Here is a 26,697-nt window from a genome sequence, read left to right as displayed (position 1 = left end):
CCGCGCGACCCGCCCGCGTGCTGACCTGCGCCGACGCCGTCCGCGGCCCACGGGCGCGCGCGGACGCACGGCACGTGCCTGCCGAGGACCCGTCAGGTCCAGACCGCGGCCGGCCAGCCGTCGGAGGACCGCTCGGGCGGGTCCGGCAGGCAGCGTGCGAGGCCGGCGGCGCACCGGCGCGCGCTCCACGCCGCCGCCGCGGCGTCCAGGACGTCGTCGACGGCCGCGACCTCGCCGGCCCGCCCCAGCGGCCCGGTGAGCTCGACGCCCTGCTCCCGCAGCAGCGAGCACCGCAGCTCCGCGCCCGCCCAGCTCTTCTTCCGGTGCTCCAGCGGGTGCCCCGCCATCGCGGCGAAGGACAGCTCCGGGTGCACCTCGACCACCCGCAGGCCGTCGGGGCCGCCGTCGGGGCCGCCGTCGGGGCCGGCGTCGGGGCCGGCGTCGCGGTGCACCCACGCGTCGACCTCGAGCACCTTCGCCGCCAGCGCGAACGCCTGGCGCGACAGCCCCTCCCCGGCGAGGGCGCGGTTGACCGCCGCGGCCTCCTCGTAGGAGGCCGCGAGCAGGGCCGGCCGCACCGGCGTGAGGAACACCGACGCGCGCCGCGGGCCCAGGAGGGCCCGCGCCGCCACGTCGGCGGCGCGGCGCCCGGCGTCCGGCAGCCCGATCGGGATGTCGAGCGCCACCACCGCCAGCTCGCCGCCCGCGCGGGCCTGCCGCACCAGCTCGGCGACGGTCGGCGCGGTCACCGCCGCCGCGCTCGCCGGCCCGTCCGCGGCGCCGTCCAGCACGACGCCGACCCAGCGGCCGGCGGCGACGTCGGCGCCCAGCACGCGGACGCCGGGCGTGCCGGGCGGCGGCGGAGCGGACCGGCTCACGTGCCCTTGGGGTGCCAGACCGTCTTCGTCTCGCAGAACCGCAGGATCCGCGCCGGGCCGTCCGGGGCCGCCGCCCAGTCGGGCTCGCCGCCCCGGGCCGGGCGCAGCACGCGCTTGAGGTTCTCGGCGGCCTCGCGCTCCAGCGCGGCCCAGTCCAGGTGCGCCGCGCCGGTGAGGTCGATCGCGTCGACGTCCAGGTGCGAGGCCAGCCACGGGGCGACCTCGGCGGTGCGGCCGGTGATGATGTTGACCGCGCCGCCCGGCACGTCGGAGGTGGCGAGCACCTCCGCCAGCGTGACCGCCGGCACGGGCCGGGCCTCGCTGGCGAGGACGACGGCCGCGTTGCCCGGGACCAGCACGGGCGCGAGCACGCTGACCAGCCCGAGCAGGGACGAGCCCTGGGGGGCGAGCACGGCGACGACGCCCGTCGGCTCGGGCGCGGAGAGGTTGAAGTACGGGCCGGCGACCGGGTTGGCGCTCCCGGCGACCTGGGCGACCTTGTCCGTCCAGCCGGCGTACCAGACCCAGCGGTCGACCGCGGCGTCGACGACGGCGCCGGCGGCCGCGGCGTCCAGGCCCTCGGCGCGCGCGACGTCGTCGACGAACTGCGCGCGGCGGCCCTCCATCACCTCGGCGACGCGGTAGAGCACCTGGCCGCGGTTGAACGCCGTCGCCCCGGCCCAGCCGGCGAACGCCCTGCGGGCCGCGACGACGGCGTCGCGGGCGTCCTTGCGCGAGCCCATGGCGGCGTTGGCGAGGAAGCCGCCGCGCGCGTCGGTGACGGGGTAGGAGCGCCCCGACTCGCTGCGCGGGAAGGCGCCGCCGAGGTAGAGCTTGTGCGTCCTGCGGACGGCCAGGCGCGGGAGCGCGGGAGCGGGCTCAGACGGCACGGGCGACCTCCAGGTAGGCCTCGAGCCCGTGCCGGCCGCCCTCGCGGCCGTACCCGGACTCCTTGTACCCGCCGAAGGGGGAGGCGGGGTCGAAGCGGTTGAACGTGTTGGCCCACACCACGCCGGCGCGCAGCCGGTCCGCGGCCCACAGGATCCGCGAGCCCTTCTCCGTCCACACCCCCGCCGACAGCCCGTAGGGGGTGTTGTTCGCCTTGGCGATCGCCTCGTCGGGCGTGCGGAAGGTCAGCACCGCCAGCACCGGCCCGAAGACCTCCTCGCGCGCGATGCGGTGCGAGTTCGACACGCCCGTGAAGACCGTGGGCGCGAACCAGAAGCCGCGCTCGGGCAGCCGGCACGCCGGGGACCACCGCTGGGCGCCCTCGGCCTCCCCCGCCGCGGACAGCTCGGTGATCCGCTGCAGCTGCGCGGCGGAGTTGATCGCCCCGACGTCGGTGTTCTTGTCGAGCGGGTCGCCGACGCGCAGCGTGCCCAGCCGGTGCTTGAGGCGCTCGACGACGTCGTCCGCGACCGACTCCTGCACCAGCAGGCGCGAGCCCGCGCAGCACACGTGCCCCTGGTTGAAGAAGATCCCGTTGACGATCCCCTCGATCGCCTCGTCGACGGGCGCGTCGTCGAAGACGATGTTCGCGGCCTTGCCGCCCAGCTCGAGGGTGACGCTCTTGCGGCTGCCGGCCACCGAGCGGGCGATCTCCTTGCCGACCGCGGTCGAGCCCGTGAAGGCGACCTTGTCGACGCCGGGGTGCGCCACGACCGCGCGGCCGGTCTCCCCCGCGCCGGTGACGATGTTGACGACGCCGGGCGGCAGCTCCGCCTGCTGGCAGATCTCGGCGAACAGCAGCGCGGTCAGCGGCGTCGTCTCAGCGGGCTTGAGCACGACGGTGTTGCCGCAGGCCAGCGCGGGCGCGACCTTCCACGCCAGCATCAGCAGCGGGAAGTTCCAGGGGATCACCTGGCCCGCGACGCCGAGCGGGCGCGGGCCGGGCCCGAGGCCGGCGTGCTCGAGCTTGTCGGCCCACCCGGCGTAGTAGGAGAAGTGCGCCGCGGCGGTGGGGACGTCGACGTCGCGGCTCTCCCTGATCGGCTTGCCGTTGTCGAGGCTCTCGGCGACGGCGAGCTCGCGGGAGCGCTCGGCCATGATCCGCGCGATGCGGAAGAGGTACTTGCTGCGCGCGGAGCCGGGCAGGCGCGACCAGACCTCCTCGTAGGCGCGCCGCGCGGCGGCGACGGCGCGGTCCACGTCCCCGGCGCCGCCCTCGGAGACCTCGGCCAGCACCTCCTCCGTGGCGGGGTCGGTGGTGGCGAAGGCGCCGCCGTCCACGGGCTCGGTGAACTCGCCGTCGATGAACAGGCCGTAGTGGTCGCGGAAGGAGACGACCGCCCGCGACTCGGGCGCGGGGGCGTACTCGAAGACGCTCATGGGTCCCTCGGTGCTCTCGGTGTCGCTCCGGGTGTCGCAGGTCGGCTCAGTCGAGCGTCACGTGGGCCGGGCCGGAGTAGCGGCCGGTGGCGAGCCTGTGGCGCTGCAGCAGCAGGTCGTCGAGCAGCGTGGAGGCCCCGAAGCGGAACGCGTCGGGGGTCAGCCAGTCCGGGCCGGCGACCTCGTTGACCACCACCAGGTGCTTCACGGCGTCCTTGGCGCTGCGGATGCCGCCGGCGGCCTTGACGCCGACCAGGGCCCCGGTGGCCCGGCGCCAGTCGCGCACGGCCTGCAGCATCACGAGCGTCGTCGGCAGCGTCGCCGCGGGCGTGACCTTGCCGGTGGAGGTCTTGATCACGTCGGCGCCGCCGAGCATCGCCAGCCAGGACGCGCGGCGCACGGCGTCGTAGGTGGCCAGCTCGCCGGTCTCGAGGATCACCTTCAGGTGCGCGCCGCGCCCGGCTGCGGTGCACAGGTCCTTGACGGCGGCGACCTCCTCGAGCACCTGCAGGTACCGGCCGGAGAGGAACGCGCCGCGGTCGATGACCATGTCGATCTCGTCGGCGCCGGCGTCGAGGGCGTCGGCGGTGTCGGCGAGCTTGACGTGCAGGCTCGCGCGGCCGCTGGGGAAGGCCGTGGCGACGGCGGCGGTCCGCACGCCGCTGCCGCGCAGCGCCTCGACCGCTCCCGGCACGAGGTCGCCGTACACGCACACGGCGGCGACCCGCGGGCAGGTGGGGTCGGCCGGGTCGGGCTGGCGCGCCTTCGCGCACAGCGCGCGCACCTTGCCGGGGGTGTCGGCGCCCTCGAGGGTGGTCAGGTCGACCATGGAGATCGCGGCGTCGATCGCCCACGCCTTGGCGGTGGCCTTGATCGAGCGGGTGCCGAGCTGGGCGGCGCGGCCGTCGGCGCCGACGCGGTCCACGCCCGGCAGGCCGTGGAGGAAGGCGCGCAGCGACGCGTCGTCCAGGCGGGAGGAGCCCAGGACGTCGCGCGCCCTCGTCGCGACGTCCTGGGGCGGGGCATCGCTGGTCACGGCGTCCATGCGTCCTCGTCCTCTCGTGCGCTCGGCGCGACGGGGACCACGGCCGAGGAGGGCGCGATCGCGGCGTCGCGGGCCCTCATCCTGCCGCAGCGCGGCCGGTTCCCGCGGGCGGGAGCTCACCGTCCGGGGGCCGCATCGGGACGGATCCACGCAGATGCCTGAGAACACCAGATTCGACACATCCCACTCACTCTGCGTACGGTCGCCCCGCTCACGCAGCCGGGCGGGTCATCTTCCCCCGGCGTGGGCCGGGTGCCGCCACGTGCTCGAGACCGAGCTGCGGGCCCTTGACAAGTCGATGCCCTGGTCGTGCTGCGCCCTGCGCCCGGCCACCGCCGCCCGTCCACCGCGCCTGCGCCGACCGCAGGACGACGGGCCGTACCGAGGAGTCCACCATCCGTTCCTTCACCGCTGCCTCCGCTGACCCGCGCCACCGCGCCGCCTCCGCTCGCCGCACCCGCCGGGCCCTCGGCCTCGGGGTCGCCGCCGCCGCGCTGGCGCTGCCCACGATCGGGGCCGGTGCCGCCAGCGCCGCCACCGACGCGACCTGGGACGCCCTCGCCGAGTGCGAGTCCGGCGGGAACTGGGCGATCAACACCGGCAACGGCTACTACGGCGGCCTGCAGTTCTCCGCCAGCACGTGGAAGGAGTTCGGCGGCACGGCCTACGCGCCGCGCGCCGACCTGGCCACCCGCGACCAGCAGATCGCCACCGCCGAGAAGACCCTCGCGGTGCAGGGCTGGGGCGCCTGGCCCGCCTGCTCCAAGAAGCTGGGCCTGACCGAGGCGGACAAGGCCGGCTCGGCCGGTGCCGCGCCGGCTCCCGCCGCCGCCCCGGCGCCCGCTCCGGCGCCGGCTGCCGCGCCCGCGCCGGCCGCCGAGGAGCGCGCCGCTGCCGCGCCGTCCCGCTCCTCGGAGCGCAAGGGCGAGAACCGCCGCGGGAACCGGGGCGGGGACGCCTACACCGTCGCGTCGGGCGACACCCTCGCGAAGATCGCCGCCGCGCACGGCACCACCTGGCGCGTGCTGCACGACAACAACCGCGGCGTCATCGGGTCGAACCCGAACCGCATCTTCGCGGGCCAGGTCCTCTCCGTCTGAGGTCCGTCCTCCCCCGCCCCCGAGGGCCTGCTCCTCCGGGACCTGCTCCCTCGCAGCGTGATCATGGGCGAGGTGCAGCCGTCGTGCCCGACCGGCTGCACCTCGCCCATGATCGTCCGCGACCGTGATCGCCGGCCGGGTGACCGGGATCGACATCCGCCCTCACCGCACGGGGGAGCCGTGGTCGACGTCGACGCCGTGGGCCTGCTCACCCGCGAGGTGCTGCGCGAGCGCACGGGCGACCTCGTCGCGGAGGCCTGCGCGTGGAGCGTGGGCGTGTCCGACCAGCCGCACCGCGTGCGCCGGCACGGGCGCGTCGTCGACTCCGGCCTGACGCTCGGCGCGCGGGCCGCGGCGGGCCTGCCGCTGAGCGGCGAGGAGGACGCCCGCCTCGAGCTCGGCGACGCCCGGCCGGGCAGCTTCCAGGACGCCCTGGGCGCCCTGACGCCCTCCGGCGCGATGCTCGCCGACCGGTTCGAGCGCGAGGTGGTCGACCCGTTCGTCCTCGACACGTGCGTGAGGGCCGCCGAGCGGGTGCGCGAGAGCGACCCGGCCGCGTGGGCGGAGCTGCTCGACGACCTCGGCGAGGACGGCGAGGACCTGGTCGCCGTCGTGCGCGCCGGGGAGTGGGAGGCGCCGCTGCGCACGGAGGCCGAGCAGCTCGTGCTGGCGGCGCTGGCGACCGCGCCGCTGCTGGAGGTCGAGGCCGAGGGGCTGCCCCTGTCGCTCGTGCGCGCCGCCGAGGCGACGACGCGCGCGGCCGCCGGACCGGCGTCCGGCCCCCCGGCCGGTTCCTCGGCCGGTTCCTCGGCCGGCGGGGACGACCTCGCCGGCGCCCGCTTCCTCGCCGCGGCGGCGCTCGCCGACGGCGGCTGGCCGCTGCCCGTGGCGCCGGCGCACGCCGGCGCGCTGCTTCACGCCCTCCTGGCCCAGGGGCTCGACGAGGAGGAGGTGCTGCGCGTGCTGCCGGACCTGCCCGTCGAGCGGGCCACCGCCGCCGCGGTCGGCACCGCGCTCGCTCAGCGCCCGCACCGGCACGGCTGACCCGCACGGCTGACCCGCACGGCTGACCCGCACGGCTGACCCGGACGGCTGACCCGCGCCGTCGAGCGCCGGCGCCGCGTCCTGCGGTGCGCGAGCGCCCCGGTGTCCTTACGGTCAGGCGTGCGGGACGGGCCTGCCCGCAGCGACCTGGGAGCGACGGCGAGGCGGTGGTGGGCGTGCTGGGGCTGCCCGGGAGAGTGACGGCGTGCCTGTTCGACCTCGACGGCGTGCTCACCGACACCGCGTCGGTGCACATGACGGCGTGGGCGGCGGTGTTCGACGCGTACCTGCGCGAGCGCTCGGCGCGCACCGGCGAGCCGTTCGTGCCCTTCGACCCCGTCGCCGACTACACCGCCCACGTGGACGGCCGGCCGCGCCAGGACGGCGTGCGCGCCTTCCTCGCCAGCCGCGGCACCACCCTGCCCGAGGGCTCCCCGGACGACGACCCCGGCGCCGAGACGGTGCACGGGCTGGGCAACCGCAAGAACGTCGAGCTGCTCGCGGCGATCGAGCGGGACGGCGTGGAGGTCTTCGAGGGCTCGCGCCGCTACCTGCTCGCCGCCGAGCGCGCGGGCCTGCGCCGCGCGGTGGTCTCCTCCAGCGCCAACACCGAGCACGTGCTGCGGGTGACGGGGCTGGCGCCGCTGGTCGAGGCCCGCGTCGACGGGCTGACGCTGCGCGAGCGCGGCCTGCCCGGCAAGCCGGCGCCCGACGCCTTCCTCGCCGGCGCCGCGGCCCTGGGCGTGGAGCCCGCCGCGGCCGCCGTCTTCGAGGACGCCCTCGCCGGCGTGCAGGCCGGGCGCGCCGGGGGCTTCGGGTACGTCGTCGGCGTCGACCGCGTCGGGCCCGGGCACGCGCGGGCGCTGGGCGTGCAGGGGGCGGACGTCGTCGTGACCGACCTCGCCCAGCTGCTGGACGCCCCTGCCGGGAGCCCGGTCGGCGGCGCGAGCGACGGGGGCTCCCGGTGATCCCCCCGTCGGTCTTCCCGGTCGAGCCGTGGTGCGTGCGCGAGACGCACCTGGACCTCGACGTGCTCGCGCAGTCGGAATCGGTCTTCGCCCTGTCCAACGGGCACATCGGCTTCCGCGGCAACCTCGACGAGGGCGAGCCGCACGGCATGCCCGGCACGTACCTGAACTCCTTCTTCGAGGAGCGCCCCCTCCCCTACGCCGAGGCCGGCTACGGCTATCCGGAGGAGGGCCAGACGATCGTCAACGTCACCAACGGCAAGCTGGTGCGCCTGCTCGTGGACGACGAGTCCCTCGACGTGCGCTACGGCACCCTGCACGCGCACGAGCGGGTCCTCGACCTGCGCGCGGGCACCCTGACCCGCCACCTGGACTGGACCTCCCCCGCCGGCAAGCGCGTGCGCGTGCGCTCCACGCGCCTGGTCTCCTTCACCGAGCGCGCGGTCGCCGCGATCGAGTACGTCGTCGAGGCGGTCGAGGACCCGGTGCGGCTGATCATCCAGTCCGAGCTCGTCGCCAACGAGGCCCTGCCCGTGCGCCGGCCCGACCCGCGCGTGGCGGAGGTGCTCGACTCGCCGCTGCAGGCGATGGCCCGCGACGTCGGCCGCGCCAGCGTGATCATGCTGCACCGCACGCGCCTGAGCGGGCTGCAGATGGGCGCCGGCATGGACCACCAGGTCACCGCCCCCGGGCGCGTGGAGGTGGAGACCATCGCGGACGACGACTGGGCGCGCACCACGTACGTGTGCACTCTGCAGCCGGGCGAGTCCGTGCGGCTGGTCAAGCTCGTCGCCTACGGCTGGTCGGCGCTGCGCTCCACCCCGGCCGTGCGCGACCAGGTCGCCGCCGCCCTGACCGGGGCCCGCTACTCCGGCTGGGAGGGGCTGATCGAGGCTCAGCGCGCCTACCTCGACGACTTCTGGGACGCCTCCGACGTCCAGGTCGAGGGCGACCCCGAGGTGCAGCAGGCGGTGCGCTTCGCGCTCTTCCACGTCCTGCAGGCGGGGGCGCGGGCCGAGGGCCGCTGCATCCCGGCCAAGGGCCTGACCGGTCCCGGCTACGACGGGCACACGTTCTGGGACACCGAGTCCTTCGTGCTGCCGGTGCTCACCCACGCCCTGCCCGAGGCCGCCGCGCACGCCATCCGCTGGCGGCACTCGACGCTGCCGCTGGCGCGCGAGCGCGCGACGGTGCTCGGCCTGCGCGGCGCGGCGTTCCCGTGGCGGACCATCCACGGGGAGGAGACCTCCGGGTACTGGCCGGCCGGCACCGCGGCCTTCCACATCAACGCCGACATCGCCACCGCCGTCGAGCACTACCGCGCCGCCACCGGCGACGAGTCCCTCGAGCGGGAGGTGGGCCTGGAGCTGCTCGTCGAGACCGCCCGGCTGTGGATGTCGCTGGGCAACCACGACCGCGAGGGCCGCTGGCACATCGTCGGCGTCACCGGCCCCGACGAGTACACCGCCGTCGTGCGCGACAACGTCTTCACCAACCTCGCCGCCGCCCAGAACCTGCGCGCGGCCGCCGGCGCGGTGGACCGCCACCTCGACCTCGGCCACGACCTCGGCGTCGACCTGGAGGAGGTCGCGCGCTGGCGCGACGCCGCCGACCGCGTGCACATCCCCTTCGACGAGAAGCTGAGGGTGCACCAGCAGTCCGACGGCTTCACGCAACTGCCGGAGTGGGACTTCGCCCACCGCGACCGGTACCCGCTGCTGCTGCACGCGCCGTACTTCGACCTCTACCGCCGCCAGGTGATCAAGCAGGCCGACCTCGAGCTGGCGATGCTGTGGTTCGGCGACCGGTTCTCCGCCGAGGACAAGGCGCGCAACGTCGACTACTACGAGCGGCGCACCGTGCGCGACTCGTCCCTGTCGGCGTGCGTGCAGGCGGTGATGGCCGCCGAGGTCGGGCACCTGGAGCTCGCGCACGACTACGCCTACGAGGCGGCCCTGATCGACCTGCGCGACCTGCACCACAACACCCGCGACGGGCTGCACATCGCGTCCCTGGCCGGCACGTGCATCGCCCTGGTCAACGGCTTCGGCGGCATGCGCTACCACAGCGGCGTCCTCGCCTTCGACCCCCAGCTGCCCGACGGCATCACCCGGCTGCGGTTCACGCTGCGCTGGCGCTCCCTGCGGGTGCACGTGGACGTCGAGCGGCACCAGGCCACGTACAGCCTGCGCGACGGGCCGGACGCCGAGCTGCGCTTCCGGCACGCGGGCCAGGACGTCGTCGTGAGCGCCGGCGCCCCGGTGACGCTGCCGGTGGCCAAGCGGACGCCGCTGCTGCCGCGGCCGCCGCAGCCGCCGGGCCGCGAGCCGGCGCACCGCGGGACGTCGGAGCGCTCGCGCCGCTCCTGACGCGCCACCGCCGACGAGGCCGACGACGCCGACGACGCCGACGACGCCGACGACGCCGACGGTTGCCCGGCGTCGCAGGGGGTAAGCGGGCTGCGACACCCGGTCCGACCAGCGGAGCCCGTCATCCTCGCCGCACCACCCCTGGCGCCCCCGCCGCCCCGGGCCGCGCTGCGCCTGCTCGCGGCCACGGCATGGGGCGCGCGCCGCCACCTGTCCCGGGGCGTCGCCGCGGGGCTGGTGTGGCAGGCGGGCGCCGCCGTCGCCCCCCTGGTGCTCGGCCGCGCCGTCGACGAGGGCGTCGTGGCCGGTGACCTGCGCGCGCTGCTGCTGTGGTGCGCGGTGCTGGCCGCGCTCGGCGCGGTCGAGGCCCTCGCGGCGCTCGTGCGCCACCGGCACGCGGCCGGCTCCTTCGCGGAGTCCTCCGCGGCGCTGCGCCAGCGCCTGCTGCAGCGGGCGCTGGCCCTCGACGCCACCTTCCACGACCGCGTGCCCGCCGCCTCGCTGCTGGCGCGGGCCACCAGCGACGTCGAGCGCGTCGGCCGCCTCCTCGACTGCGTCGCCCACACCGTCGCCTACGCCGTCTCGCTGGTGGGCGCCGCCGTCCTGCTCGCCGTGCTCGACCTGCGCCTCGCCGTCGTCGTCACCGGCGGCCTGGCCTGCCTGACCGCGCTCATGGCGTGGGCCGCGCCGCGGCAGCGGGCGCGCGCGGCGGCCCTGCAGGAGGCCGTGGACGGGGTGACGGTCAGCATCGACGAGACCGTCACGGGCCTGGAGGTCGTCCAGGGCGTCGGCGCCGAGCGGGCCCGCGAGCGGGCCGTCGCCCGCGAGAGCGCCCGGGTGCGCGAGCGGGGCCTGCGCGTGCACCGCCTCAACGCCGGCGTCGAGCCCTTCCTGGACGCCGTGCCGCTGCTCGTGCTGGCCGCCACCGTGCTCGTCGGCGGGCGCCTGGTGCTCGCCGGCGACCTCAGCGTCGGCGAGCTCGTCGCGGCCGCCTCCTACGTCCTCCTCCTCGCCACGCCCACGCGCGTGCTCGGCGAGCGCGTCGCCACGGTGCAGCAGGCGCTGGCCTCGGCGCAGCGCCTCGAGCAGGTGCTCGCGGCCCGCCCCGTGCTCGACCCGCCGCAGCACCCCCGACCGCTGCCCGCCGGGCGCGCGCTGCCCGTGGAGCTCGCCGCGGTCCGCTTCGGCTACGGCGGCGCCCCGGTGCTGGACGGCGTGGACCTGTGCGTGGGCGCCGGGGAGCGGGTCGGTGTGATCGGGCCGCCGGGCTCCGGCAAGTCCACCCTGCTGAGGCTGCTGGCCCGCCAGTACGACGCGAGCGGCGGGCGGGTGCGCGTCGGCGGCGCGGACGTGCGCGAGGTCGACCTCGCCGAGCTGCGCTCGCGGGTGGCGCTGGTGGCCGAGCCGGTGCTGTTCGCGGGCACCGTCGCGGACGCGGTCCGCTTCGCCGACCCCGGCGCCGACGACGCGCGGGTGCGCGCGGCGGCGCGGGCGGCGGGCGCCGACGGCTTCGTCGCGGCCCTGTCCGGCGGCTACGACGCCGAGGTCGGCGAACGCGGCGGTCGCCTGTCCGGAGGGCAGCGCCAGCGCGTGGCGCTCGCGCGCGGGGTGCTGCCCGGGGCGTCCGTCCTGCTCCTGGACGACGTCACCTCCGCCCTCGACCCGGCCACCGAGGACGCCGTGCTCACCTCGCTGCGAGAGGCCACGCGGGGCGCCACGCTCGTCCTGGCCACCTCCCGCCCCTCGGCGCTGCGCCTGGTCGACCGGGTCGTCGTCCTCGAGCGCGGGCGCCTCGTCGCGGACGGCCCCCGCGAGCCGGTGCCCGCCGCGTGAGCCCACCGCTGGCCACTCCGCCCGCGCGCTCGGTGCTGCGGCACGTGCGCGACCTGCTGCGCCCGCACCGCGCGCGCCTGGGCGTCCTCGCGGTCGCGGTCGTCCTCGGCGCGCTCGCCACGACGGCCGCTCCCCTGCTGGTGCGCTCGGCCGTGGACGGCGCGCTGGCCGGGCGGGAGGCGGCCGTGCCGCGGGCCGCGCTCGGCATCGCCGCCCTCGCCCTGCTCGCCGGCGCCGCGACGGCGGTGCGGCTGCGGCTGTGGGGCGCGGTGGCCGAGGGCGTGCTCGCGGAGCTGCGCGGGCGCTGCCTGCGCCGGGTCCTGGCCCTCTCCCCGCCGCAGCTGAGCCGGACCGGGCGCGGCGACGTGCTCGCCCGCACCACCGGCGACGTGGAGGTGCTCGGCGAGGCGGCCCGCCTGAGCCTGCCCGTCCTCGTGCGCGGCCTGACGGTCCTGGTGCTGGCGGCCGCCGTGCTGCTGGGCGTGTCCGCGCCGCTGGCCGGGGTCGCGGTGCTCGGGCTGGTGGGGGGAGGGCTCTCCGCCCGCCGGCTGCTGCGCCGCACCACCGTGCTCTACCCCCGCTACCGCGCCTCGTCCGGCGCCGCCCTGTCGGTGCTGCGCGAGACCCTCGTCGGGGTGCGCGTGGTGCAGGGGCACGGGCGCGAGGCCGAGCGGGCGGCGGCGTACGGGGCCGCGAACCTGGAGGTGGTCGAGCGCTACGCCGACGGCACGCGGGCCCGCAACGGCTTCTTCCCCGTCGTCATCGCCCTGCAGTCCGCCACGGCGCTCGCCGTGCTGGCGGTCGGGGCGGCCATGGCCTCCGCCGGCGCCGCCTCGGTGGGCACCGTCAGCGCCGCCGTCCTGGCCACCGTCGCGCTCTACTCCCCGGTCACCCAGCTGACCGAGGTGCTCGACCAGCTGCAGACCGCCCGCGCCGCGCTCGGTCGGGTCGTGGCGCTGCTCGACCTCTCGCCGTCCCTGGAGGTCCCCGACGACCCGCGGCCGCTGCCGGACGACGGCACCCTGGCCGTCGACGGCGTCCGCTTCGGCTACCGGCCGGGGCAGCTGGTGCTCGACGGCGTGGACCTTGTCGTCTCCCCCGGCGAGGTCGTCGCGCTGGTCGGCGAGAGCGGCGCCGGCAAGTCCACGCTCGCCGCCCTGGCCGCGCGCTGGGCCGACCCGGACGCCGGCCGCGTCACCCTCGGCGGCACCGACCTGCGCGACCTCGCGCCCGAGCAGCTGCGGCGGGCCGTCGTCGTGGTGCCCCAGGACGGGCACCTGGTGCGCGGCTCGGTCGCGGACAACGTGCGCCTGGCCCGCCCGGAGGCCTCCGACGCCGAGGTGCTGGGCGCCCTGGCGCGGCTGGGGCTGCGCGCGTGGGCCGAGCGCCTGCCGCACGGGGTGCGCACGCCGGTCGGGCACGGCGGCGGGGCGCTGTCGGCCGGGGAGCGGCAGCTGGTCGCGCTCGCCCGGGTCGCGCTGGCCGACCCGCAGGTGGTCGTCCTGGACGAGGCGACGTCCGTGCTCGACCCGGACACCGCGGCGCTGGTCGACACCGCGCTGCACCGGGCGCTGCAGGGCCGCGCCGTGCTCCTGGTCGCCCACCGGCCGGACAGCGTGCAGCGCGCCGACCGCGTGGTGCGCCTGGACCGCGGGCGGGTGCGCGCGCCCTGACGCCGCGGTCACGAGCGCCCTGGCGCGCGCCGTCCGGCGTGCCGCTGCCCGGCGGCCGGCGCGGGCTCAGGCGCTGCGGGTGCCGTCCGCGTCGGCCGTCGCCGCGCCGGCGGCAGCGCGCACGGCCGGCAGGAGCGCCTCGGCGATCACCGCGTAGCCGGCGCTGGAGGGGTGGAAGCGGTCGGCGGAGAACAGCGACGGGTCGCTCGCGAACGCCGCCGTCGTGCGCCCGCCCAGGTCGGCGACCCGGCCGCCCTCGGCGAGGACGGCGCGCGCCTGCGCACCGCGCAGCAGCGCGCTGGCGGCCCGCACCAGGCCGCGGGCCGCGGGCGGCACGTGCGCGAGGACGCTGAGGTCCGGTGCCGGGACGACGACCACCTGCGCGCCGAGGGCCCGCAGGCCCCGGACGGCGCGGCCCAGGTCTGCGGCGGCCTGCGCGGGCGGCACCTGCCGGGTGAGGTCGTTCGCGCCGACGACGACCACGGCGACGTCCGGGCGCCAGGGCGCGGCGCGCTCGACCTGGACGGCGAGGTCGGCGCTGCGGGCGCCGGGCACGGCGACGCAGGCCGACTCGGTGGGCGTGCCGGTGGCGCAGAGGGCGGCGGCGAGGCGGGGAGCGAGCGCGTCGGCGGCGCGCGCGGCCCCGGTGCCGGAGGCGATGGAGTCCCCGAGGAGGACGAGGCGAAGAGTCATCACGGAGTGCAACACCGCGCGGGCGCCGGTTCCTCCGCCGGAGCGCCCCGAGGCCACCTCAGCGACCCGGACCTGCGAGCGTGGTCGGCGTCGGCTGGTCTGCCACGTCCACGACGACCCTCCGAGACCTCGCGGCGACGATGACAGCGGCCGTCGTGGTCACGTGCGCCGTCGCTGGTGTCGCAGCGAGCGCCGAGCGCAGTACCGTGGCAGCGTGCCGGAGCGGGTCAGCAGCGCAGCGCCAGGCCCGTCCGGCACGGTGCGGCTGCGCTTCACCGCCGCCTCCCGGGAGGCGCAGACGCACGTGAACCTCTCGGCCGTCCGCCTCGACGGGCGCGCCCTGTGGGTCGCCGGCGACGAGACCGCCACCCTCGAGCGCCTCGTCGTCTCCGAGGACGGGTCCGGGTACGGCGAGCAGGTCACCTACCACCTGGCCGACCTCGTCGACCTGCCCGGCCCCGCCTCCGAGGAGGCGGACGTCGAGGGCCTGGCCCGCTCCGGGCCCTTCCTGTGGGCCGTCGGCTCCCACAGCCTCAAGCGCAAGCGCGTGAAGGCCGAGCACGACGGGGCCAAGGCCTTCAGGCGCCTCGCCGGCGTGGTCGACGAGGTCAACCGCCACGTGCTGCTGCGCCTGCCGGTGCAGGACGACGAGCACGGGCTGCCCGCCCCGGTGCGGGCCACGGGCAGCGGGGCGCAGCGGCTGACCGCGGCCGTCCTCGGCGGCCCCGGCGACCGCACCCTGCGCGACGTCCTCGCCGACGACGAGCACCTCGGGCCGTTCGTGGCGATCCCCAGCAAGGACAACGGGCTCGACGTCGAGGGCATCGCCGTCGCCGGGGAGCGCGTCTACCTGGGCCTGCGCGGGCCGGTGCTGCGCGGCTGGGCGTTCGTGGTCGAGCTGGCGCCGTACGTCGACCCGGGCGCGCCGGGCCGGCTGCGGCTGCGCGACCTGGAGGACGGGCGCCCGTACCGCAAGCACCTGCTCGACCTCGGCGGGCTCGGGGTGCGCGACCTGTGCCCGCACGGGGAGGACCTGCTGGTGCTCGCCGGGCCGACCATGGACCTCGACGGGCCGGTGCGCGTGCACCGCTGGCACGGCGCGTGCACCGTGGAGGCGCCCGCGGTGCTGCGCGGGGACGACCTGACCCCCGAGCTCGACCTGCCGTACGGGCCGGGCGTCGACCACGCCGAGGGCATCGACGTCCTCGAGGGCCCGGGCGGCACTGACGACGGGGGCGGCGAGCGGCTGCTCGTCGTCTACGACAGCCCGGCGCCGCAGCGGCTCGGGGACGACGGCGCGGTCGTGGCCGACGTCCTGCCCCTGCGCCGCTGACGCAGGCCCGCCCGGGGCCGGCGTGCTCGGGGCCCACCAGCCCCCGAGCACGCCGGCCCCAGCGCGTCAGCCGGCGATCGTCGCGGCGTCGATGACGAAGCGGTAGCGCACGTCGCTGGCGACGACGCGGTCGTAGGCCTCGTCGATCTGGTCGGCGCTGATCACCTCGACCTCGGCGCCCAGGCCGTGCTCGGCGCAGAAGTCGAGCATCTCCTGGGTCTCGCGGATGCCGCCGATCATCGAGCCGGCCAGGCGCCGGCGTCCGGGGATGAGGGCGAAGGCCGGCACCGTCATCGGCTCCGGGGGCGCGCCCACGGTGACCAGGGTCCCGTCCAGCTTGAGCATGTTCAGGTACGCGGTCATGTCCACGGTCGCGGAGATGGTGGAGATGATGAGGTCGAAGCGGCGCTCCAGCTGCTCGACGGTGCCCTCGTCTCCGGTGGCGTAGTAGTGGTCTGCGCCCAGGCGCAGGCCGTCCTCCTGCTTCTTCAGCGACTGGCTGAGCACGCTGACCTCCGCGCCCATCGCGTGCGCGAGCTTGACGCCCATGTGGCCCAGGCCGCCGAGGCCGACGATCGCGACCTGCTTGCCCGGCCCGGCGTCCCAGTGGCGCAGCGGGGAGTACAGGGTGATGCCGGCGCACAGCAGCGGCGCCGCGACGTCGAGGGAGATGCCCTCGGGGATGCGCAGCACGAACGCCTCGTCGACGACGATCTTCTCGCTGTAGCCGCCGTCGGTGGGCCGCCCGTCCTCGCCGATGGCGTTGTAGGTGCCGGTGTTGCCCTCGAGGCAGTACTGCTCCTCGCCGGCGCGGCAGTGCTCGCACTCGCGGCAGGAGTCGACCATGCACCCGACGCCGGCGCGGTCGCCGACCGCGAACGTCGTCACCTCCGAGCCGACGGCGGAGACGGTGCCGGCGATCTCGTGGCCGGGCACGAGCGGGAAGAGGGTCTCGCCCCACTCCCCGCGGGCGGTGTGGATGTCGGAGTGGCAGATGCCGGCGTAGGCGATGTCGATGAGCACGTCGTGCGGCCCCAGGTCGCGGCGCTCGATGGTCGTCGCCTCGAAGGGCGCGCCGGCGCTGGCGGTGGAGCGGGCGGAGACGGTCAGCACGAGGGGACCTCCGGGAGGGGTGGGGGTGTCCCCCCATGCTTCCCGAGGCCCGCGCGCGGCGCAGGTCGAGGAGTGCGCACCGGGCTACAGGTCGTGCACGTCCCGGCCGTCGCTGGTGCGGGGCAGGTCGGTCTCGTGGACGCCGGAGCCGCCGCGCGCCGCCTCCTCCGCGGCCGCGACCAGCGCCGGGGTGCCCAGGAGGTGGTCGGCGTCCTCCTGCAGCCACTCCCGGGCCCGCACCTCGGCGTCCGGCGGCAGCGCGGCCCGGCCGGCGATGCCCGGGGTGACGGTGGTGTCCGCGGCGTCGAGGAGGACGGTCAGCGCCTCGCGCAGGCCCGTGGCGACGTCGAGGTGGCGGGCCCGCTCCCGCTCGTCGTCCGCGGCGGCCGCCCGCGCGACGTGCCGCACCAGGGCGTTGCGGAGCGCGGGGCCCGCCTCGGCGTGGGTCATGGCCCCCAGCATGCCGGTGGCCGGTTCCGGCAGGCGACGTACCCTCGTCAGGGTGAGCGTCGCACCGCCGTCGACCATCGCCCTGCAGGACCGCTTCGCCCGCGAGCTGCCGGAGATGGCGATGCCCTGGCAGGCCGAGGAGGCTCCGGACCCGCGGCTGCTCGTCCTGAACGAGCCGCTGGCCGCGCAGCTCGGCCTCGACCCGGCCTGGCTGCGGGGCCCCGACGGGGTGCGCTTCCTGGTCGGCGACCGGGTTCCGGACGGCGCCACCCCGGTGGCGCAGGCGTACGCCGGGCACCAGTTCGGCAACTTCGTCCCGCGCCTGGGCGACGGGCGGGCGCTGCTGCTCGGGGAGGTCGTCGACGCCGAGGGCCGCCTGCGCGACCTGCACCTGAAGGGCTCCGGGCGCACGCCGTTCGCGCGCGGCGGGGACGGCCTGGCCGCGGTCGGGCCGATGCTGCGCGAGCACGTCGTCAGCGAGGCGATGCACGCCCTGGGCATCCCCACCACCCGCTCCCTGGCCGTGGTGGCCACCGGGCGCCCGGTGCGCCGCGAGACCCTGCTGCCGGGCGCCGTGCTCGCCCGGGTCGCGAGCAGCCACCTGCGCGTGGGCAGCGTCCAGTACGCCCGCGCCACCGGCGACGTCGAGCTGCTGCGCCGCCTCGCCGACCACGCGATCGCCCGCCACTCCCCCGGCGCCGCGCGGGCCGAGCGCCCGCACGTGGCGCTGCTCGAGGCCGTGGTCGCCGCCCAGGCCTCCCTGGTGGCCCGGTGGATGCTCGTCGGGTTCGTCCACGGGGTGATGAACACCGACAACACGACGATCTCCGGCGAGACCATCGACTACGGGCCGTGCGCCTTCCTCGACGCCTTCGACCCGACCACCGTCTACAGCTCCATCGACACGATCGGGCGCTACGCCTACGGCAACCAGCCGGTGGTGGTGGAGTGGAACCTCGCCCGCCTCGCCGAGGCGCTCCTGCCCCTGTTCTCCGACGACCAGGAGCAGGCGATCGCGATCGCGGTGGAGGCGCTGGAAGGGTTCCGCCCGCAGTACGCCGCGGCGTGGTCGCGCGGGATGCGGGCCAAGCTCGGCCTGCCCGAGGGCCTGGACGACGCGGTCACCGCGGCGCTGGCCGAGGACCTGCTCCGCCTGCTGCAGGAGGGCCGCGTGGACTTCACGTCCTTCTTCCGCTCCCTGGGCGCCGCCGCCCGCGGCGACGCCGCGCCCGCGCGCGACCTGTTCCTCGACCGCGAGGGCTTCGACGCCTGGGCGCAGCGCTGGCGCGCCCTGGGCCCGGACGCCGACGCGATGGACCGGGTCAACCCCGTCTACATCCCGCGCAACCACCTCGTCGAGGAGGCCCTGGCGGCCGCCGCCGACGGCGACCTCGGGCCGCTCGGTCAGCTGCTGGAGGCCGTGAGCGCGCCCTACGACGAACGCCCCGGCCTCGAGCGCTACGCCGCGCCCGCCCCGGAGGACTTCGGCGCCTACCGGACCTTCTGCGGCACCTGAGGCCTCGCCGCTACCGGCCCGCCCGCCGGATCCGGCGCTCCCAGTGCCACCACCGCCTGCGAGCGACCGGCGGCTCCGGCTCCGCGCTCGGCGCGGGCCGGGGGTGCGCCTCGCGCCACCGCCGCAGCGCGGCGTCCAGGCCGATCGGCGCCAGCGCCAGCGGCGGGCCGTCCGGCGGGCGACGGTAGGCCTGGTCGAGCCGGGCGTTGAAGTCCTGCACCAGCGCCCGCACCTGCGCCTCGGAGCCCTGTCGCGGCAGGGACGCCGTCAGCTCTTCCCGCTCCTTCGCCAGCGCCAGGCTCAGCGGCAGCATCGCGGTCAGGTCGGCGCCCTCGCGCTTGGCCCACTCCACGGTCCACTCGTCGGTCGTCGAGGGCCGGCCCTTGGGCAGCGGCTTGCCGGCGAGGGAGAGGTTGTCGAACTCGCCGCGCTCCTGGGCGACGCGGATCTGCCGGTCGACCCAGGTCTCGAACGGCACCTGGGGCGGCTTGCGCTGGGTCATGTCCTCCTCGCATCCTCCTCGCAGCGGTCGGTGCTCGCTCCATGGTCCGCCGAGCCGTCAGCGGAGCCGCAGGGTCCCCTCCAGCACGGCGCCGCCGCGGCACGCGGGTCGGGCCCGGCGCGCCGTCCGGCCGCCGTCGACGAGCGGGCTGCGCGTGCTGAGGAGGGCGACCTGGCCGTCGACGTGGGACCTCGGGGAGTCGCTCACAGCGGACCGGCCACGGCGAGCAGGCCGGCGACCGTCATGGCGCTGGTGATGTCCCCGGAGCGGACGGCGGCGACGGCGGCGACGGCGGCGCCGCCCGGGTGCGCCACCACGTCGTACGTCGTCGTCGAGTCGGGGCCGGTGCGCACCTCGTCCGTGCGCACGGAGACGAAGCTGCCCTCGACGTGCTCGGTGCGGGACAGCTCGGCGCAGCCGTCCGGGGGCGTCGTGGAGCGGGTGAGGTCGGTCGTGGTGCCCTCCTCGTACCCCGGTGCGGCGTCCTGAGCGGACAACGGCCGCCCTGCGCCCGGGAACGCCCGAGGGCTGTGGAGCCTTGCAGGACGTGGCCGGTCCGGTGCACGTCCCCGGGCCTCACCCCCGCCGCCACGAGCGGCCCCTCGCCGCGAGGCGACTGTCGGATCGGCCCTCGCGTGGACGGCCGCCCGGCCAGCTGACCGGGCGGCCGTCGTGCTGTCCGGTGTGTCGCTCCCGCAGATCCGTCTCGGCGCGTGCTCCTCTGGTCTCACGTCCAGGTCCACGGGGGGAGCGATCATGGAGAAGACCCGGCCCATCGACCTCCGGGAGAGCACGCTCTCCCTGTCATCGGCGCCGTCGGCGCCGACCGGCGCTCCACCTGTCGGCGCCCTGCCTCTCGGCGCCGAGCCGCTCGGTGAGGACCGCCCGGTCGAGCGCCGCCGGCGGCGCTGGGTGCTCGTCGCCGGCGCCGGCGTCCTGGGGCTCCTGGCCGGCACGGGGATCGGCTCCGCCGGTGGTGAGGCGGACCTCGCCCGGGCGCAGGAGGAGAGGCGCACCGCGGTCGAGGCGCGCCAGGACGCCGAGGCGCAGTCGCGGAGCGCCGCAGCGGAGCAGGCCGAGGCCGAGACGGCGCTCGAGGCCGCGGCGGCGGCGCAGCGGTCCGCGCAGACCGCCCGCGCGTCCGCCGAGGGCCAGCTCGCCGACGCGCAGCGCCAGGTGGAGGACCTGCAGGGGCAGCTGGCGAGCGTGCAGGCCGCGCTGGCCGCCAAGGGCTCCGCGGCGAAGGCGTCGAGCGGCACGGCCTCGAGCGCGTCGTCCTCCTCGCAGTCCTCAGGCTCCTCGAAGTCCTCCTCCTCGCAGTCCTCCTCCTCGCAGTCCTCGCCGGTCTCGGAGTCCTCGGGCACCTCGAGCGCGGCAGCGGACAGCGGCTCCAGCACGTCGTACGCGAACTGCTCCGAGGCCCGAGCGGCCGGGGCCGCCCCTCTTCACGCCGGCGACCCCGGGTACAGCGGCAAGCTCGACCGGGACGGGGACGGCGTCGCCTGCGAGTCGTGACCTGCGCATGAGCGCTGCGGACGCCGGCGCCTGACCCACGGGGTGCGTCGTCGTCCACCCGCCGGGGTACGCCAGGGTCGACGGGACGCTCCGAGCAGGAGGCGGCGGTGGACTGGCTCTCCGACCCCGGCTACTGGCACAGCCGGCTGGTCTTCACCCGGGCGCTCGCGCTGATCTACCTCGTCGCGTTCACGGTGGCGCTCACCCAGTTCCGGCCGCTGCTGGGCGAGCGCGGACTGACGCCGATCCCCCGCTTCCTCGCCCGGGTGCCGTTCCGCCGTTCCCCCAGCCTGTTCTCGTGGCGCTACTCCGACCGCCTCTTCGCCGGCGTGTGCTGGGTCGGCATCGCGCTGTCCGCGCTCACGCTGGTCGGCGTTCCGGACCGGTTGCCGCTCGCGGGCTGGATGCTCGTCTGGTTCGCGCTGTGGGCGCTGTACCTGTCGATCGTCAACGTCGGGCAGACCTGGTACGGGTTCGGCTGGGAGACGCTGCTGCTCGAGGCCGGGTTCCTCGCGATCTTCCTCGGGCCGGCGCACGTGGCGCCGCCGGTGCTCGTGCTGTGGCTGCTCCGCTGGCTGCTGTTCCGCCTCGAGTTCGGCGCCGGGCTGATCAAGATGCGCGGTGACCGCTGCTGGCGCGACCTCACGTGCCTGGAGCACCACCACGAGACCCAGCCGATGCCCGGGCCGCTGAGCTGGTACTTCCACCACCTGCCGAAGCCGCTGCACAAGGTCGAGGTGGTCGTCAACCACGCGATGCAGCTCGTCCTCGTCTTCGGGCTGCTGCTGCCGCAGCCGGTCGCGAGCGTCGCGGCCCTCCTGGTGATCATCACGCAGGGCTACCTGGTGGTCAGCGGGAACTTTTCCTGGCTCAACGCCCTGACGCTGGTGCTGGCGATCCCGGTGCTCGACGGGCGGTGGTTGGACGCCGTGGTGCCGGTCGACCCGCCCACCGACCTGTCGTCGCCGGCGTGGCACCAGGTGCTCACCATCGCGCTGACCGCGCTCGTGGCCGTCCTCAGCGTGGGGCCGGTGCGCAACCTGCTGTCCAAGCGGCAGGCGATGAACGCCAGCTTCGAGCCGCTGCACCTGGTCAACACCTACGGCGCGTTCGGCTCGATCACCCGCGTGCGCCACGAGGTCGTCCTCTCCGGCACCGACGATCCCGCGCCCGGCCCGGAGACCGTGTGGCGCGAGTACGAGTTCAAGGCCAAGCCCGGCGACGTCCACCGCCGCCCGCCGCAGATCGCGCCCTACCACCTGCGCCTGGACTGGCTGATGTGGTTCGTGGCCATCAACCCCGGCTACGGCGACCGCTGGCTGGTCCCGCTGCTGGTGAGGCTGCTCGAGGGCGACCGCGCGACGCTGAAGCTGCTGCGCTCCTCCCCCTTCCCGCCGCAGGCGCCGCCGCGGTGGGTGCGCGCGAGCGTGTACCGCTACCGCTACACCACCCCCGCGGAGCGGCGAGCCACCGGCGCGTGGTGGACGCGCCGGCACGTGAACGACCTCGTGCGCCCGATGTCGCTGGAGAGCTCACCGAGCCGGGCCCGGTGAGAGGCGTCGGTGCTCGGGCTCCGGTCACAGGCTCTTCATCAAGCGATCGACTAACGATGCCCCGTTAGGAGATCGGCCAATCAACGGTGATCAGCACGACCCCTGAGAAGTCCTGGTCCTACGTTCGTCATGTTCGCTCGCCGACGGAGGAGGAGCGCATGACGGGGAGGACCACCATGGAGAACCGCAGGAGTCGGGCCGTCGCGGGCGGTATCGCGGCGGCAGGGTTGGGGCTGACGCTCCTCGGACTCGCCCCAGCGGCGAACGCCCAGGAGATCACGGACCCCCAGGTCCTCTCCGAGCAGGACCTCTTCCGGATGTGCCAGGGCGAGAACCTCGGGCACGTCGCCGACGACGTGGTGGCCCGGTGCGACTACACGCCCACCACACCCGTCGAGAGCAGCCTGCGCTGGTACGCCCTGCCCGAGGTGAGCACCGACATGTGCGGCGCGCCTGCCGGGACGACAGGTCGCCTGGAGGTCGAGGGGCGGTTCACGCGGACCCGGGCGTGGACGGTCGGCGGTGCCCTGGGGGGCGGCGCGCAGTTCCCCGGGCTGTGGGACGTCACCGTGAACGAGGACACCCTGCACCAGGAGAGGCGGAACACCGCTCCGATCGCTGCTCACACCTTCGACGTCGCGCCGGGGTGGAAGGCGCGGGGAGTCCTCGTCGAGGCCATGGACAGGTCCAGCGGCGTCCTGGAGGCCGCCGTGACCTACGAGGAGGTCACGGCGACGGGTACCCCGGTGCGGCGCGTCCACCACCGGGAGATCCCGCTCGAGGACGTGGAGATCCCGGTGTCGACCGCTCCGATCGGCGTCACGGCGGAGAAGAAGGAGTGTGACTGGGCCTGGGAGGACTACCAGGTGCTCGGCCCGGACAGATGGGTCAGCACCGCCACCAGCGCTGGTTGAGGACCGTTCATCCCGTTGCTACCGCACACTTCGAACAGAGAGGACCGAGCACCATGAGGAAGCTGGTTCGACGGGCCGCGGCGAGCGGCATCGCCACCGCGAGCCTGGGCGTCGCGATGGTCGCACTCGCGCCCATGGCGAGCGCCCTGGACAACCTCACTGATGAGCAGGTCTTCAAGGTCTGCCAGGGCGACACAGAGGGCATCAACACAGGGATCACCGTCGAGAACTGCGACTACGACCCCACGACGCCCAAGACGAATGTCGCGCGCCACCTGGCCCTGCCCACGCCGGTCACGAACAACTGCGACGCCGCGGAGGGAGAGGAGGCGGGCCACGAGGAGGCAGGGCAGTTCACCCGGACGAGGTCGTGGACGGTGGGTGGCTCCCTGGGCGGCGGCGCGGAGCTCACGAAGTTCTTCGGCCTCACGGTCGCGGGCAGCGCCGAGTTCTCGCAAGGGGAGGAGGAAGCGACCATCACCAACCACACCTTCGAGGTGGCACCCGGTCAGAAAGCGCGGGGCATCCTCATCGAGCCCTTCTACCGCACCAGCGGAAACCTGGTCGCCGACGTGACCTACACGGCGGTCTACGGTTTCGGTGCTGGCACGACCTTCGACACGCGGGAGGAACACCGCGAGATCTTCCTCACCGATGTCGAGTTCGCGGTACCGAACGGTGATATCGAGGTCGCGGTCGAGCGCAAGCCGTGCGGTTGGCCGTGGGAGCCGTACTGGAAGATCCCGCTGGACCGCTACATCGACAAGGTCACCAGCCGCTGAACCTGAGTGACAACGCTCCGTCCAGCGAGGAACAGGGTGCATGGCGGCCCACCGAACTCGCCGGCATGACCACGACGCGATGGACCTCGGTCGGGAACTCCTTCGACCGAGGTCCATCGCGTCGCTCCGTGCCTCCGTACGCCTGATGAAGCTGATGCAGCAGTTCCTCCTGCCGCGCGTGGTGCTCGATCGGCTGCAGCCGATCGAGCACCACGCGCGGCAGGAGTGCGCCGTTCAGGGGTGCCGGCGGGGCGGCACGAGGATCCCCTTGGCGTAGGCCGTGGCGGTCAGGGCAGCACGGTTCGAGACCCGCCAGCGGTGCATGAGCCGGGACAGCCTCCATCCGACGGCCTGCCGGCTGTAGTGGGTGGCCGCCGCGATCTCCTCGTTCGACCTGCCCTCGGCCACGAGGGCGAGCATGACCTCGTCCACCGGCTCCAGCTCCTCGTCGCCGCCCGGCTCCGGCGGGGCGGTCGGCCTCGCGGCCCGGGTGGACCTGGCCCGCACCCACGCCTCCACCCAGGTGCTGATGACCTCCTGGGCCACCACGCACCCCCGCTCCACCAGCTGGGCGGCACGGGCGCCGTCGGCGGTCTCCTGGACGAACCCGCAGAACACCCGCACCGCCGGCAGCGTCGCGCGCAGGCTCACGGCGAGCGGGACCTCGGTCTCGGAGCAGTCGGCCGCCAGCTCGCGCAGCCGCGCCACGCACCGCGGTGGGAGCGGGCTGCCGTCCTCGGCCGCGCGCAGGGCGTCGACGAGCACCACGGGGACGACCCGGCGGTACTGATCGCGCAGCCACGAGCGGTGCGGCTCGGCGACGTGGTCGTGCGGCAGCTGCAGCAGCGCCGCGGCGATCTCGGGCGCGCGCTCGGACACCGGCCTTGGTGACCTCATTCGTCCATGGAACAACTCTCGTGCCGGTACGTCATATCGAGTGAATAAATGCCCATTCTCTCGACGCTGAGTGACAACTCGCCTCTTCTTGGTGACCGCTCCGGCGGTGCTCACGGAGCAGCTCAGGGGTGCGGCATCACGTCGGCGCCCGCCCACGCCGTCCGGCGCTCGGCTGCCGGATCGACCTGGACCCGATCCCCCGCGGGGTGGAGGACGAGGGTGCGCCGCTTGGGCAGCTCGTGCACCGGCCAGGCGCCGCCGGGGTGCCCGTCGCGCACGAAGTCGACCCAGTGCCGCTGCAGCCGCGCCGCCAGCGCGCGGCGGGCCGAGGTGGGCGCTCCGCGCAGCACGAACGCCGTCGCCCCGCCCCAGGCCCACAAGTACGGCAGGTCGGCGGCGTGGCAGGCGCCCAGCCACGGCGTCGCGGCGTCGAAGCGGTACGCGAACGCCGTCCCGCCGGCGGCGGCGTGCCGCTCGGCGAGGTGCGCGGTCGGGCGCGCGAAGTTCAGGTCGGTGCTCAGCCGCACCTCACCCAGGAGGCTCCTCGGGTAGCGCGCCAGCACCGCGTCGGCGTGCTCCTCCCCCAGGGCGTTCCGCAGGCGGGAGGCGATCTCGGCCCGGCCGGTGAGGAGGATGTCCGAGCGGGTGCGCCGGAAGAACAGCATCTCGTCGCGGGTCGAGCCGGCCAGCAGGGTCAGGTCGGGGCGGACGGCGGCCCGGGCCTGCTCCAGCGAGCCCGGCACCACGTCGCCGTCGAACCACGGCGCGGCCGGCGTCGTGGCGTGCACCTGCTCGCTCACCGCGACCTGCGCGGCGAGGAGCTGCTCGGCGGGCAGGTCCGACAGCGCCGCGCCGCCGCGGGGGCCGATCCGCAGCTCGGCCGCGTACCGCGCGGCGACGTCGGTGCGCGCCTGCTCGCCGTGGTTGAGGCTGTAGGTGCCGCTGGAGCAGATGGCGGCGCGGAACAGGCCGCGCGCCGCCGGCGCGACCATCAGCAGCGAGACCAGCACCGACCCGGCCGACTCCCCCGCCACCGTCACCCGCGCCGGGTCGCCGCCGAAGGCCGCGACGTTCTCGCGCACCCACTCCAGCGCCGCGATCGCGTCGCGCAGCCCGAGGTTGGACGGCACGTCGGCGTTCGTGACCGCGGCCAGGTCGACGAAGCCGAACACCCCGAGCCGGTAGTTGACGGTGACGACCACGACGTCCCCGAGCGCCGCGAGGTGCCGGCCGTCGTAGAGCGCGCCGGAGCCGTTCGTGAACGCGCCCCCGTGCAGCCACACCAGAACCGGGCGCCGGGCGTCGTCCGCGGCCGGCGAGGAGACGTTGAGGTACAGGCAGTCCTCGCTCACCGAGGACCCGAGCCCGGTCATCGGCGCGCTCAGCCGCGCCCGCTGCATCGCCGCGCCGCCCGGCTCCAGGGCCGGGCGGACGCCGTCCCAGCGCGGAACGGGCTGCGGCGCGCGGAAGCGCAGCGGCCCGACGGGTGGGGCGGTGTAGGGGACGCCGAGCCAGGTGGTGACGCCGTCGCTGCGGCGCCCTCGCACCTGGCCGGCGGTCGTGGTCACCGTCGTCGCGCTCATGCCAGGGCCAGGAAGTCGCGCAGGTAGACGTCGATGGCGGCCTCCGTCTCGGCGTCCACCTCACCGGCGACCGTCCGGACCCTGGCTCGATCGATGGTGCGGGGTTGCTCGGTCATCGCCCAGCTCGGTCGTCGCAGGCCTGTCGGACCGCGCAGAGGCACGTGGTTGGGCCACCCCCGGTCGACGGTGGTGACGGGGACGACGATCGCCAGCGTCGTCACCGTCTCGAGGTAGTCGTTCGAGGCCACCACGACGACGGGGCGACGACCGGCCTGCTCATGCCCGCTGCCGGTGTCGAGCGAGGCCCACAGCACGCTGCCGCGGTGCCAGGCCTGGCTCACGCGCCGTGCAGCCCGTCACCGTCCGTGGTCGCCCAGGCCGCCGTCTCCTCCTGGTAGGACTTCTGCTGGTCGGCGGACGTCGCGGCCACGGCCGCCCGCAGCTGCGCGAAGCGCCGGCTGCGGGCGCGCTCCGCGAGCAGCGCCTCGAGGAGGCGCCCGACCGGGACGCCGTCTCGCCGCGCCTCCTCGTTGAGACGGTCACGGAGGGAGGTGTCGACCTTGATCGTCGTCTGTGCCACCCGAGCAGTATACCTCTGGTATACCTGC

At 75.9% G+C, this 26,697-nt stretch carries 25 protein-coding genes; 12 read left to right on the top strand and 13 right to left on the bottom strand.

Going from position 1 to position 26,697, the window contains the following annotated elements:
• Positions 1-92: 92 nt before the first annotated feature.
• Genes BLS82_RS06940 through deoC form a run of 4 tightly spaced genes read right to left on the bottom strand, consistent with a single transcriptional unit; the run spans position 93 to position 4,251 of the window.
• Positions 93-878, bottom strand: a complete 786-nt coding sequence (locus BLS82_RS06940) for a DUF429 domain-containing protein (protein WP_218123692.1) — start codon at positions 876-878, stop codon at positions 93-95.
• Positions 875-1,768, bottom strand: coding sequence for an aldehyde dehydrogenase family protein (locus BLS82_RS06935; protein ID WP_092863276.1), 894 nt, complete (start codon positions 1,766-1,768; stop codon positions 875-877). The genes BLS82_RS06940 and BLS82_RS06935 overlap by 4 nt, the downstream gene beginning before the upstream one ends.
• Complete coding sequence (locus BLS82_RS06930; RefSeq protein ID WP_092863273.1) at positions 1,758-3,206, bottom strand: aldehyde dehydrogenase family protein; 1,449 nt, start codon at positions 3,204-3,206, stop codon at positions 1,758-1,760. The genes BLS82_RS06935 and BLS82_RS06930 overlap by 11 nt, the downstream gene beginning before the upstream one ends.
• Positions 3,207-3,252: 46 nt before the next feature.
• Positions 3,253-4,251, bottom strand: coding sequence for a deoxyribose-phosphate aldolase (gene deoC / locus BLS82_RS06925; RefSeq protein WP_092863270.1), 999 nt, complete (start codon positions 4,249-4,251; stop codon positions 3,253-3,255).
• Positions 4,252-4,538: 287 nt separating this feature from the next.
• Between deoC and BLS82_RS16600 the strand changes: the two genes are divergently transcribed.
• The 6 genes from BLS82_RS16600 (at position 4,539) to BLS82_RS06895 (ending at position 13,238) form a co-directional block, all read left to right on the top strand.
• Positions 4,539-5,351 carry a LysM peptidoglycan-binding domain-containing protein gene (locus tag BLS82_RS16600; protein WP_218123691.1) on the top strand — a complete coding sequence of 271 codons (813 nt, stop codon included), beginning with the start codon at positions 4,539-4,541 and terminating at the stop codon, positions 5,349-5,351.
• 180 nt (positions 5,352-5,531) lie between these two features.
• On the top strand, positions 5,532-6,395 hold the full coding sequence (locus BLS82_RS06915; RefSeq protein WP_092863267.1) for a hypothetical protein: 864 nt from the start codon (positions 5,532-5,534) through the stop codon (positions 6,393-6,395).
• A 176-nt stretch (positions 6,396-6,571) separates the two neighbouring features.
• Positions 6,572-7,363 carry a beta-phosphoglucomutase family hydrolase gene (locus tag BLS82_RS06910; protein ID WP_092864922.1) on the top strand — a complete coding sequence of 264 codons (792 nt, stop codon included), beginning with the start codon at positions 6,572-6,574 and terminating at the stop codon, positions 7,361-7,363.
• Positions 7,360-9,732 carry a glycoside hydrolase family 65 protein gene (locus BLS82_RS06905; RefSeq protein ID WP_092863264.1) on the top strand — a complete coding sequence of 791 codons (2,373 nt, stop codon included), beginning with the start codon at positions 7,360-7,362 and terminating at the stop codon, positions 9,730-9,732. The genes BLS82_RS06910 and BLS82_RS06905 overlap by 4 nt, the downstream gene beginning before the upstream one ends.
• Before the next feature lie 237 nt (positions 9,733-9,969).
• Positions 9,970-11,565 carry an ABC transporter ATP-binding protein gene (locus BLS82_RS06900; RefSeq protein ID WP_092863261.1) on the top strand — a complete coding sequence of 532 codons (1,596 nt, stop codon included), beginning with the start codon at positions 9,970-9,972 and terminating at the stop codon, positions 11,563-11,565.
• Positions 11,562-13,238 (top strand): ABC transporter ATP-binding protein, encoded by a 1,677-nt coding sequence (locus BLS82_RS06895; RefSeq protein ID WP_092863258.1) that lies wholly within the window; start codon positions 11,562-11,564, stop codon positions 13,236-13,238. The genes BLS82_RS06900 and BLS82_RS06895 overlap by 4 nt, the downstream gene beginning before the upstream one ends.
• A 66-nt stretch (positions 13,239-13,304) precedes the next feature.
• On the opposite strand, the gene BLS82_RS06890 is transcribed toward BLS82_RS06895, so the two are convergent.
• Entirely contained in the window at positions 13,305-13,931 is a 627-nt protein-coding gene (locus BLS82_RS06890; protein WP_092863255.1) for an SGNH/GDSL hydrolase family protein, read from the bottom strand.
• Positions 13,932-14,145: 214 nt separating this feature from the next.
• On the opposite strand from BLS82_RS06890, the gene BLS82_RS06885 reads away from it, so the two are divergent.
• Complete coding sequence (locus tag BLS82_RS06885) at positions 14,146-15,264, top strand: DUF3616 domain-containing protein (RefSeq protein WP_255378183.1); 1,119 nt, start codon at positions 14,146-14,148, stop codon at positions 15,262-15,264.
• A gap of 66 nt (positions 15,265-15,330) precedes the next feature.
• Here BLS82_RS06885 and BLS82_RS06880 read toward each other — a convergent pair whose 3' ends face one another.
• Both BLS82_RS06880 and BLS82_RS06875 read right to left on the bottom strand, forming a co-directional pair.
• Positions 15,331-16,377: an NAD(P)-dependent alcohol dehydrogenase gene (locus BLS82_RS06880; RefSeq protein WP_092863249.1), complete on the bottom strand. Its 1,047-nt coding sequence runs from the start codon at positions 16,375-16,377 to the stop codon at positions 15,331-15,333.
• 84 nt (positions 16,378-16,461) lie between these two features.
• Complete coding sequence (locus BLS82_RS06875; protein WP_143028772.1) at positions 16,462-16,827, bottom strand: hypothetical protein; 366 nt, start codon at positions 16,825-16,827, stop codon at positions 16,462-16,464.
• A gap of 52 nt (positions 16,828-16,879) precedes the next feature.
• Between BLS82_RS06875 and BLS82_RS06870 the strand changes: the two genes are divergently transcribed.
• Positions 16,880-18,343, top strand: a complete 1,464-nt coding sequence (locus tag BLS82_RS06870; protein ID WP_092863243.1) for a protein adenylyltransferase SelO — start codon at positions 16,880-16,882, stop codon at positions 18,341-18,343.
• Between the two features lie 10 nt (positions 18,344-18,353).
• Here BLS82_RS06870 and BLS82_RS06865 read toward each other — a convergent pair whose 3' ends face one another.
• Both BLS82_RS06865 and BLS82_RS06860 read right to left on the bottom strand, forming a co-directional pair.
• A complete protein-coding gene (locus BLS82_RS06865; protein WP_092863240.1) occupies positions 18,354-18,845 on the bottom strand; it encodes a DnaJ family domain-containing protein in 492 nt (163 codons plus the stop codon).
• 203 nt (positions 18,846-19,048) lie between these two features.
• On the bottom strand, positions 19,049-19,342 hold the full coding sequence (locus BLS82_RS06860; protein ID WP_092863237.1) for an NUDIX hydrolase: 294 nt from the start codon (positions 19,340-19,342) through the stop codon (positions 19,049-19,051).
• Between the two features lie 259 nt (positions 19,343-19,601).
• Between BLS82_RS06860 and BLS82_RS16025 the strand changes: the two genes are divergently transcribed.
• From BLS82_RS16025 to BLS82_RS06840, 4 genes are all read left to right on the top strand, one after another.
• Entirely contained in the window at positions 19,602-20,360 is a 759-nt protein-coding gene (locus tag BLS82_RS16025) for an excalibur calcium-binding domain-containing protein (RefSeq protein ID WP_218123690.1), read from the top strand.
• A 107-nt stretch (positions 20,361-20,467) separates the two neighbouring features.
• Positions 20,468-21,913, top strand: a complete 1,446-nt coding sequence (locus BLS82_RS06850) for a lipase maturation factor family protein (RefSeq protein ID WP_092863234.1) — start codon at positions 20,468-20,470, stop codon at positions 21,911-21,913.
• 158 nt (positions 21,914-22,071) lie between these two features.
• Positions 22,072-22,827 (top strand): hypothetical protein, encoded by a 756-nt coding sequence (locus BLS82_RS06845; RefSeq protein WP_143028771.1) that lies wholly within the window; start codon positions 22,072-22,074, stop codon positions 22,825-22,827.
• 53 nt (positions 22,828-22,880) lie between these two features.
• Positions 22,881-23,609: a hypothetical protein gene (locus tag BLS82_RS06840; protein ID WP_092863229.1), complete on the top strand. Its 729-nt coding sequence runs from the start codon at positions 22,881-22,883 to the stop codon at positions 23,607-23,609.
• 234 nt (positions 23,610-23,843) lie between these two features.
• On the opposite strand, the gene BLS82_RS06830 is transcribed toward BLS82_RS06840, so the two are convergent.
• From BLS82_RS06830 to BLS82_RS06815, 4 genes are all read right to left on the bottom strand, one after another.
• A complete protein-coding gene (locus BLS82_RS06830) occupies positions 23,844-24,488 on the bottom strand; it encodes a helix-turn-helix transcriptional regulator (protein WP_143028770.1) in 645 nt (214 codons plus the stop codon).
• A 140-nt stretch (positions 24,489-24,628) separates the two neighbouring features.
• On the bottom strand, positions 24,629-26,089 hold the full coding sequence (locus tag BLS82_RS06825) for a carboxylesterase/lipase family protein (protein WP_092863220.1): 1,461 nt from the start codon (positions 26,087-26,089) through the stop codon (positions 24,629-24,631).
• Complete coding sequence (locus BLS82_RS06820) at positions 26,086-26,430, bottom strand: type II toxin-antitoxin system PemK/MazF family toxin (RefSeq protein WP_092863217.1); 345 nt, start codon at positions 26,428-26,430, stop codon at positions 26,086-26,088. The genes BLS82_RS06825 and BLS82_RS06820 overlap by 4 nt, the downstream gene beginning before the upstream one ends.
• Positions 26,427-26,669, bottom strand: coding sequence for a hypothetical protein (locus BLS82_RS06815; protein WP_092863214.1), 243 nt, complete (start codon positions 26,667-26,669; stop codon positions 26,427-26,429). The genes BLS82_RS06820 and BLS82_RS06815 overlap by 4 nt, the downstream gene beginning before the upstream one ends.
• Positions 26,670-26,697: the final 28 nt, after the last annotated feature.

The sequence above is a fragment of the Quadrisphaera sp. DSM 44207 genome, from assembly GCF_900101335.1.
GTDB lineage: Bacteria > Actinomycetota > Actinomycetes > Actinomycetales > Quadrisphaeraceae > DSM-44207.
This window is presented reverse-complemented; position numbering and strand designations above follow the sequence as displayed.

Excerpts from the sequence above, each read along its gene's own strand:
- BLS82_RS06875 (WP_143028772.1), bottom strand. The coding sequence starts at position 16,827 with ATGACCCACGCCGAGGCGGGCCCCGCGCTCCGCAACGCCCTGGTGCGG.
- BLS82_RS06840 (WP_092863229.1), top strand. The coding sequence starts at position 22,881 with ATGAGGAAGCTGGTTCGACGGGCCGCGGCGAGCGGCATCGCCACCGCG.
- deoC (WP_092863270.1), bottom strand. The coding sequence starts at position 4,251 with ATGGACGCCGTGACCAGCGATGCCCCGCCCCAGGACGTCGCGACGAGG.
- BLS82_RS06865 (WP_092863240.1), bottom strand. The coding sequence starts at position 18,845 with ATGACCCAGCGCAAGCCGCCCCAGGTGCCGTTCGAGACCTGGGTCGAC.
- BLS82_RS06825 (WP_092863220.1), bottom strand. The coding sequence starts at position 26,089 with ATGAGCGCGACGACGGTGACCACGACCGCCGGCCAGGTGCGAGGGCGC.
- BLS82_RS16025 (WP_218123690.1), top strand. The coding sequence starts at position 19,602 with ATGGAGAAGACCCGGCCCATCGACCTCCGGGAGAGCACGCTCTCCCTG.
- BLS82_RS06890 (WP_092863255.1), bottom strand. The coding sequence starts at position 13,931 with ATGACTCTTCGCCTCGTCCTCCTCGGGGACTCCATCGCCTCCGGCACC.
- BLS82_RS06845 (WP_143028771.1), top strand. The coding sequence starts at position 22,072 with ATGACGGGGAGGACCACCATGGAGAACCGCAGGAGTCGGGCCGTCGCG.
- BLS82_RS06930 (WP_092863273.1), bottom strand. The coding sequence starts at position 3,206 with ATGAGCGTCTTCGAGTACGCCCCCGCGCCCGAGTCGCGGGCGGTCGTC.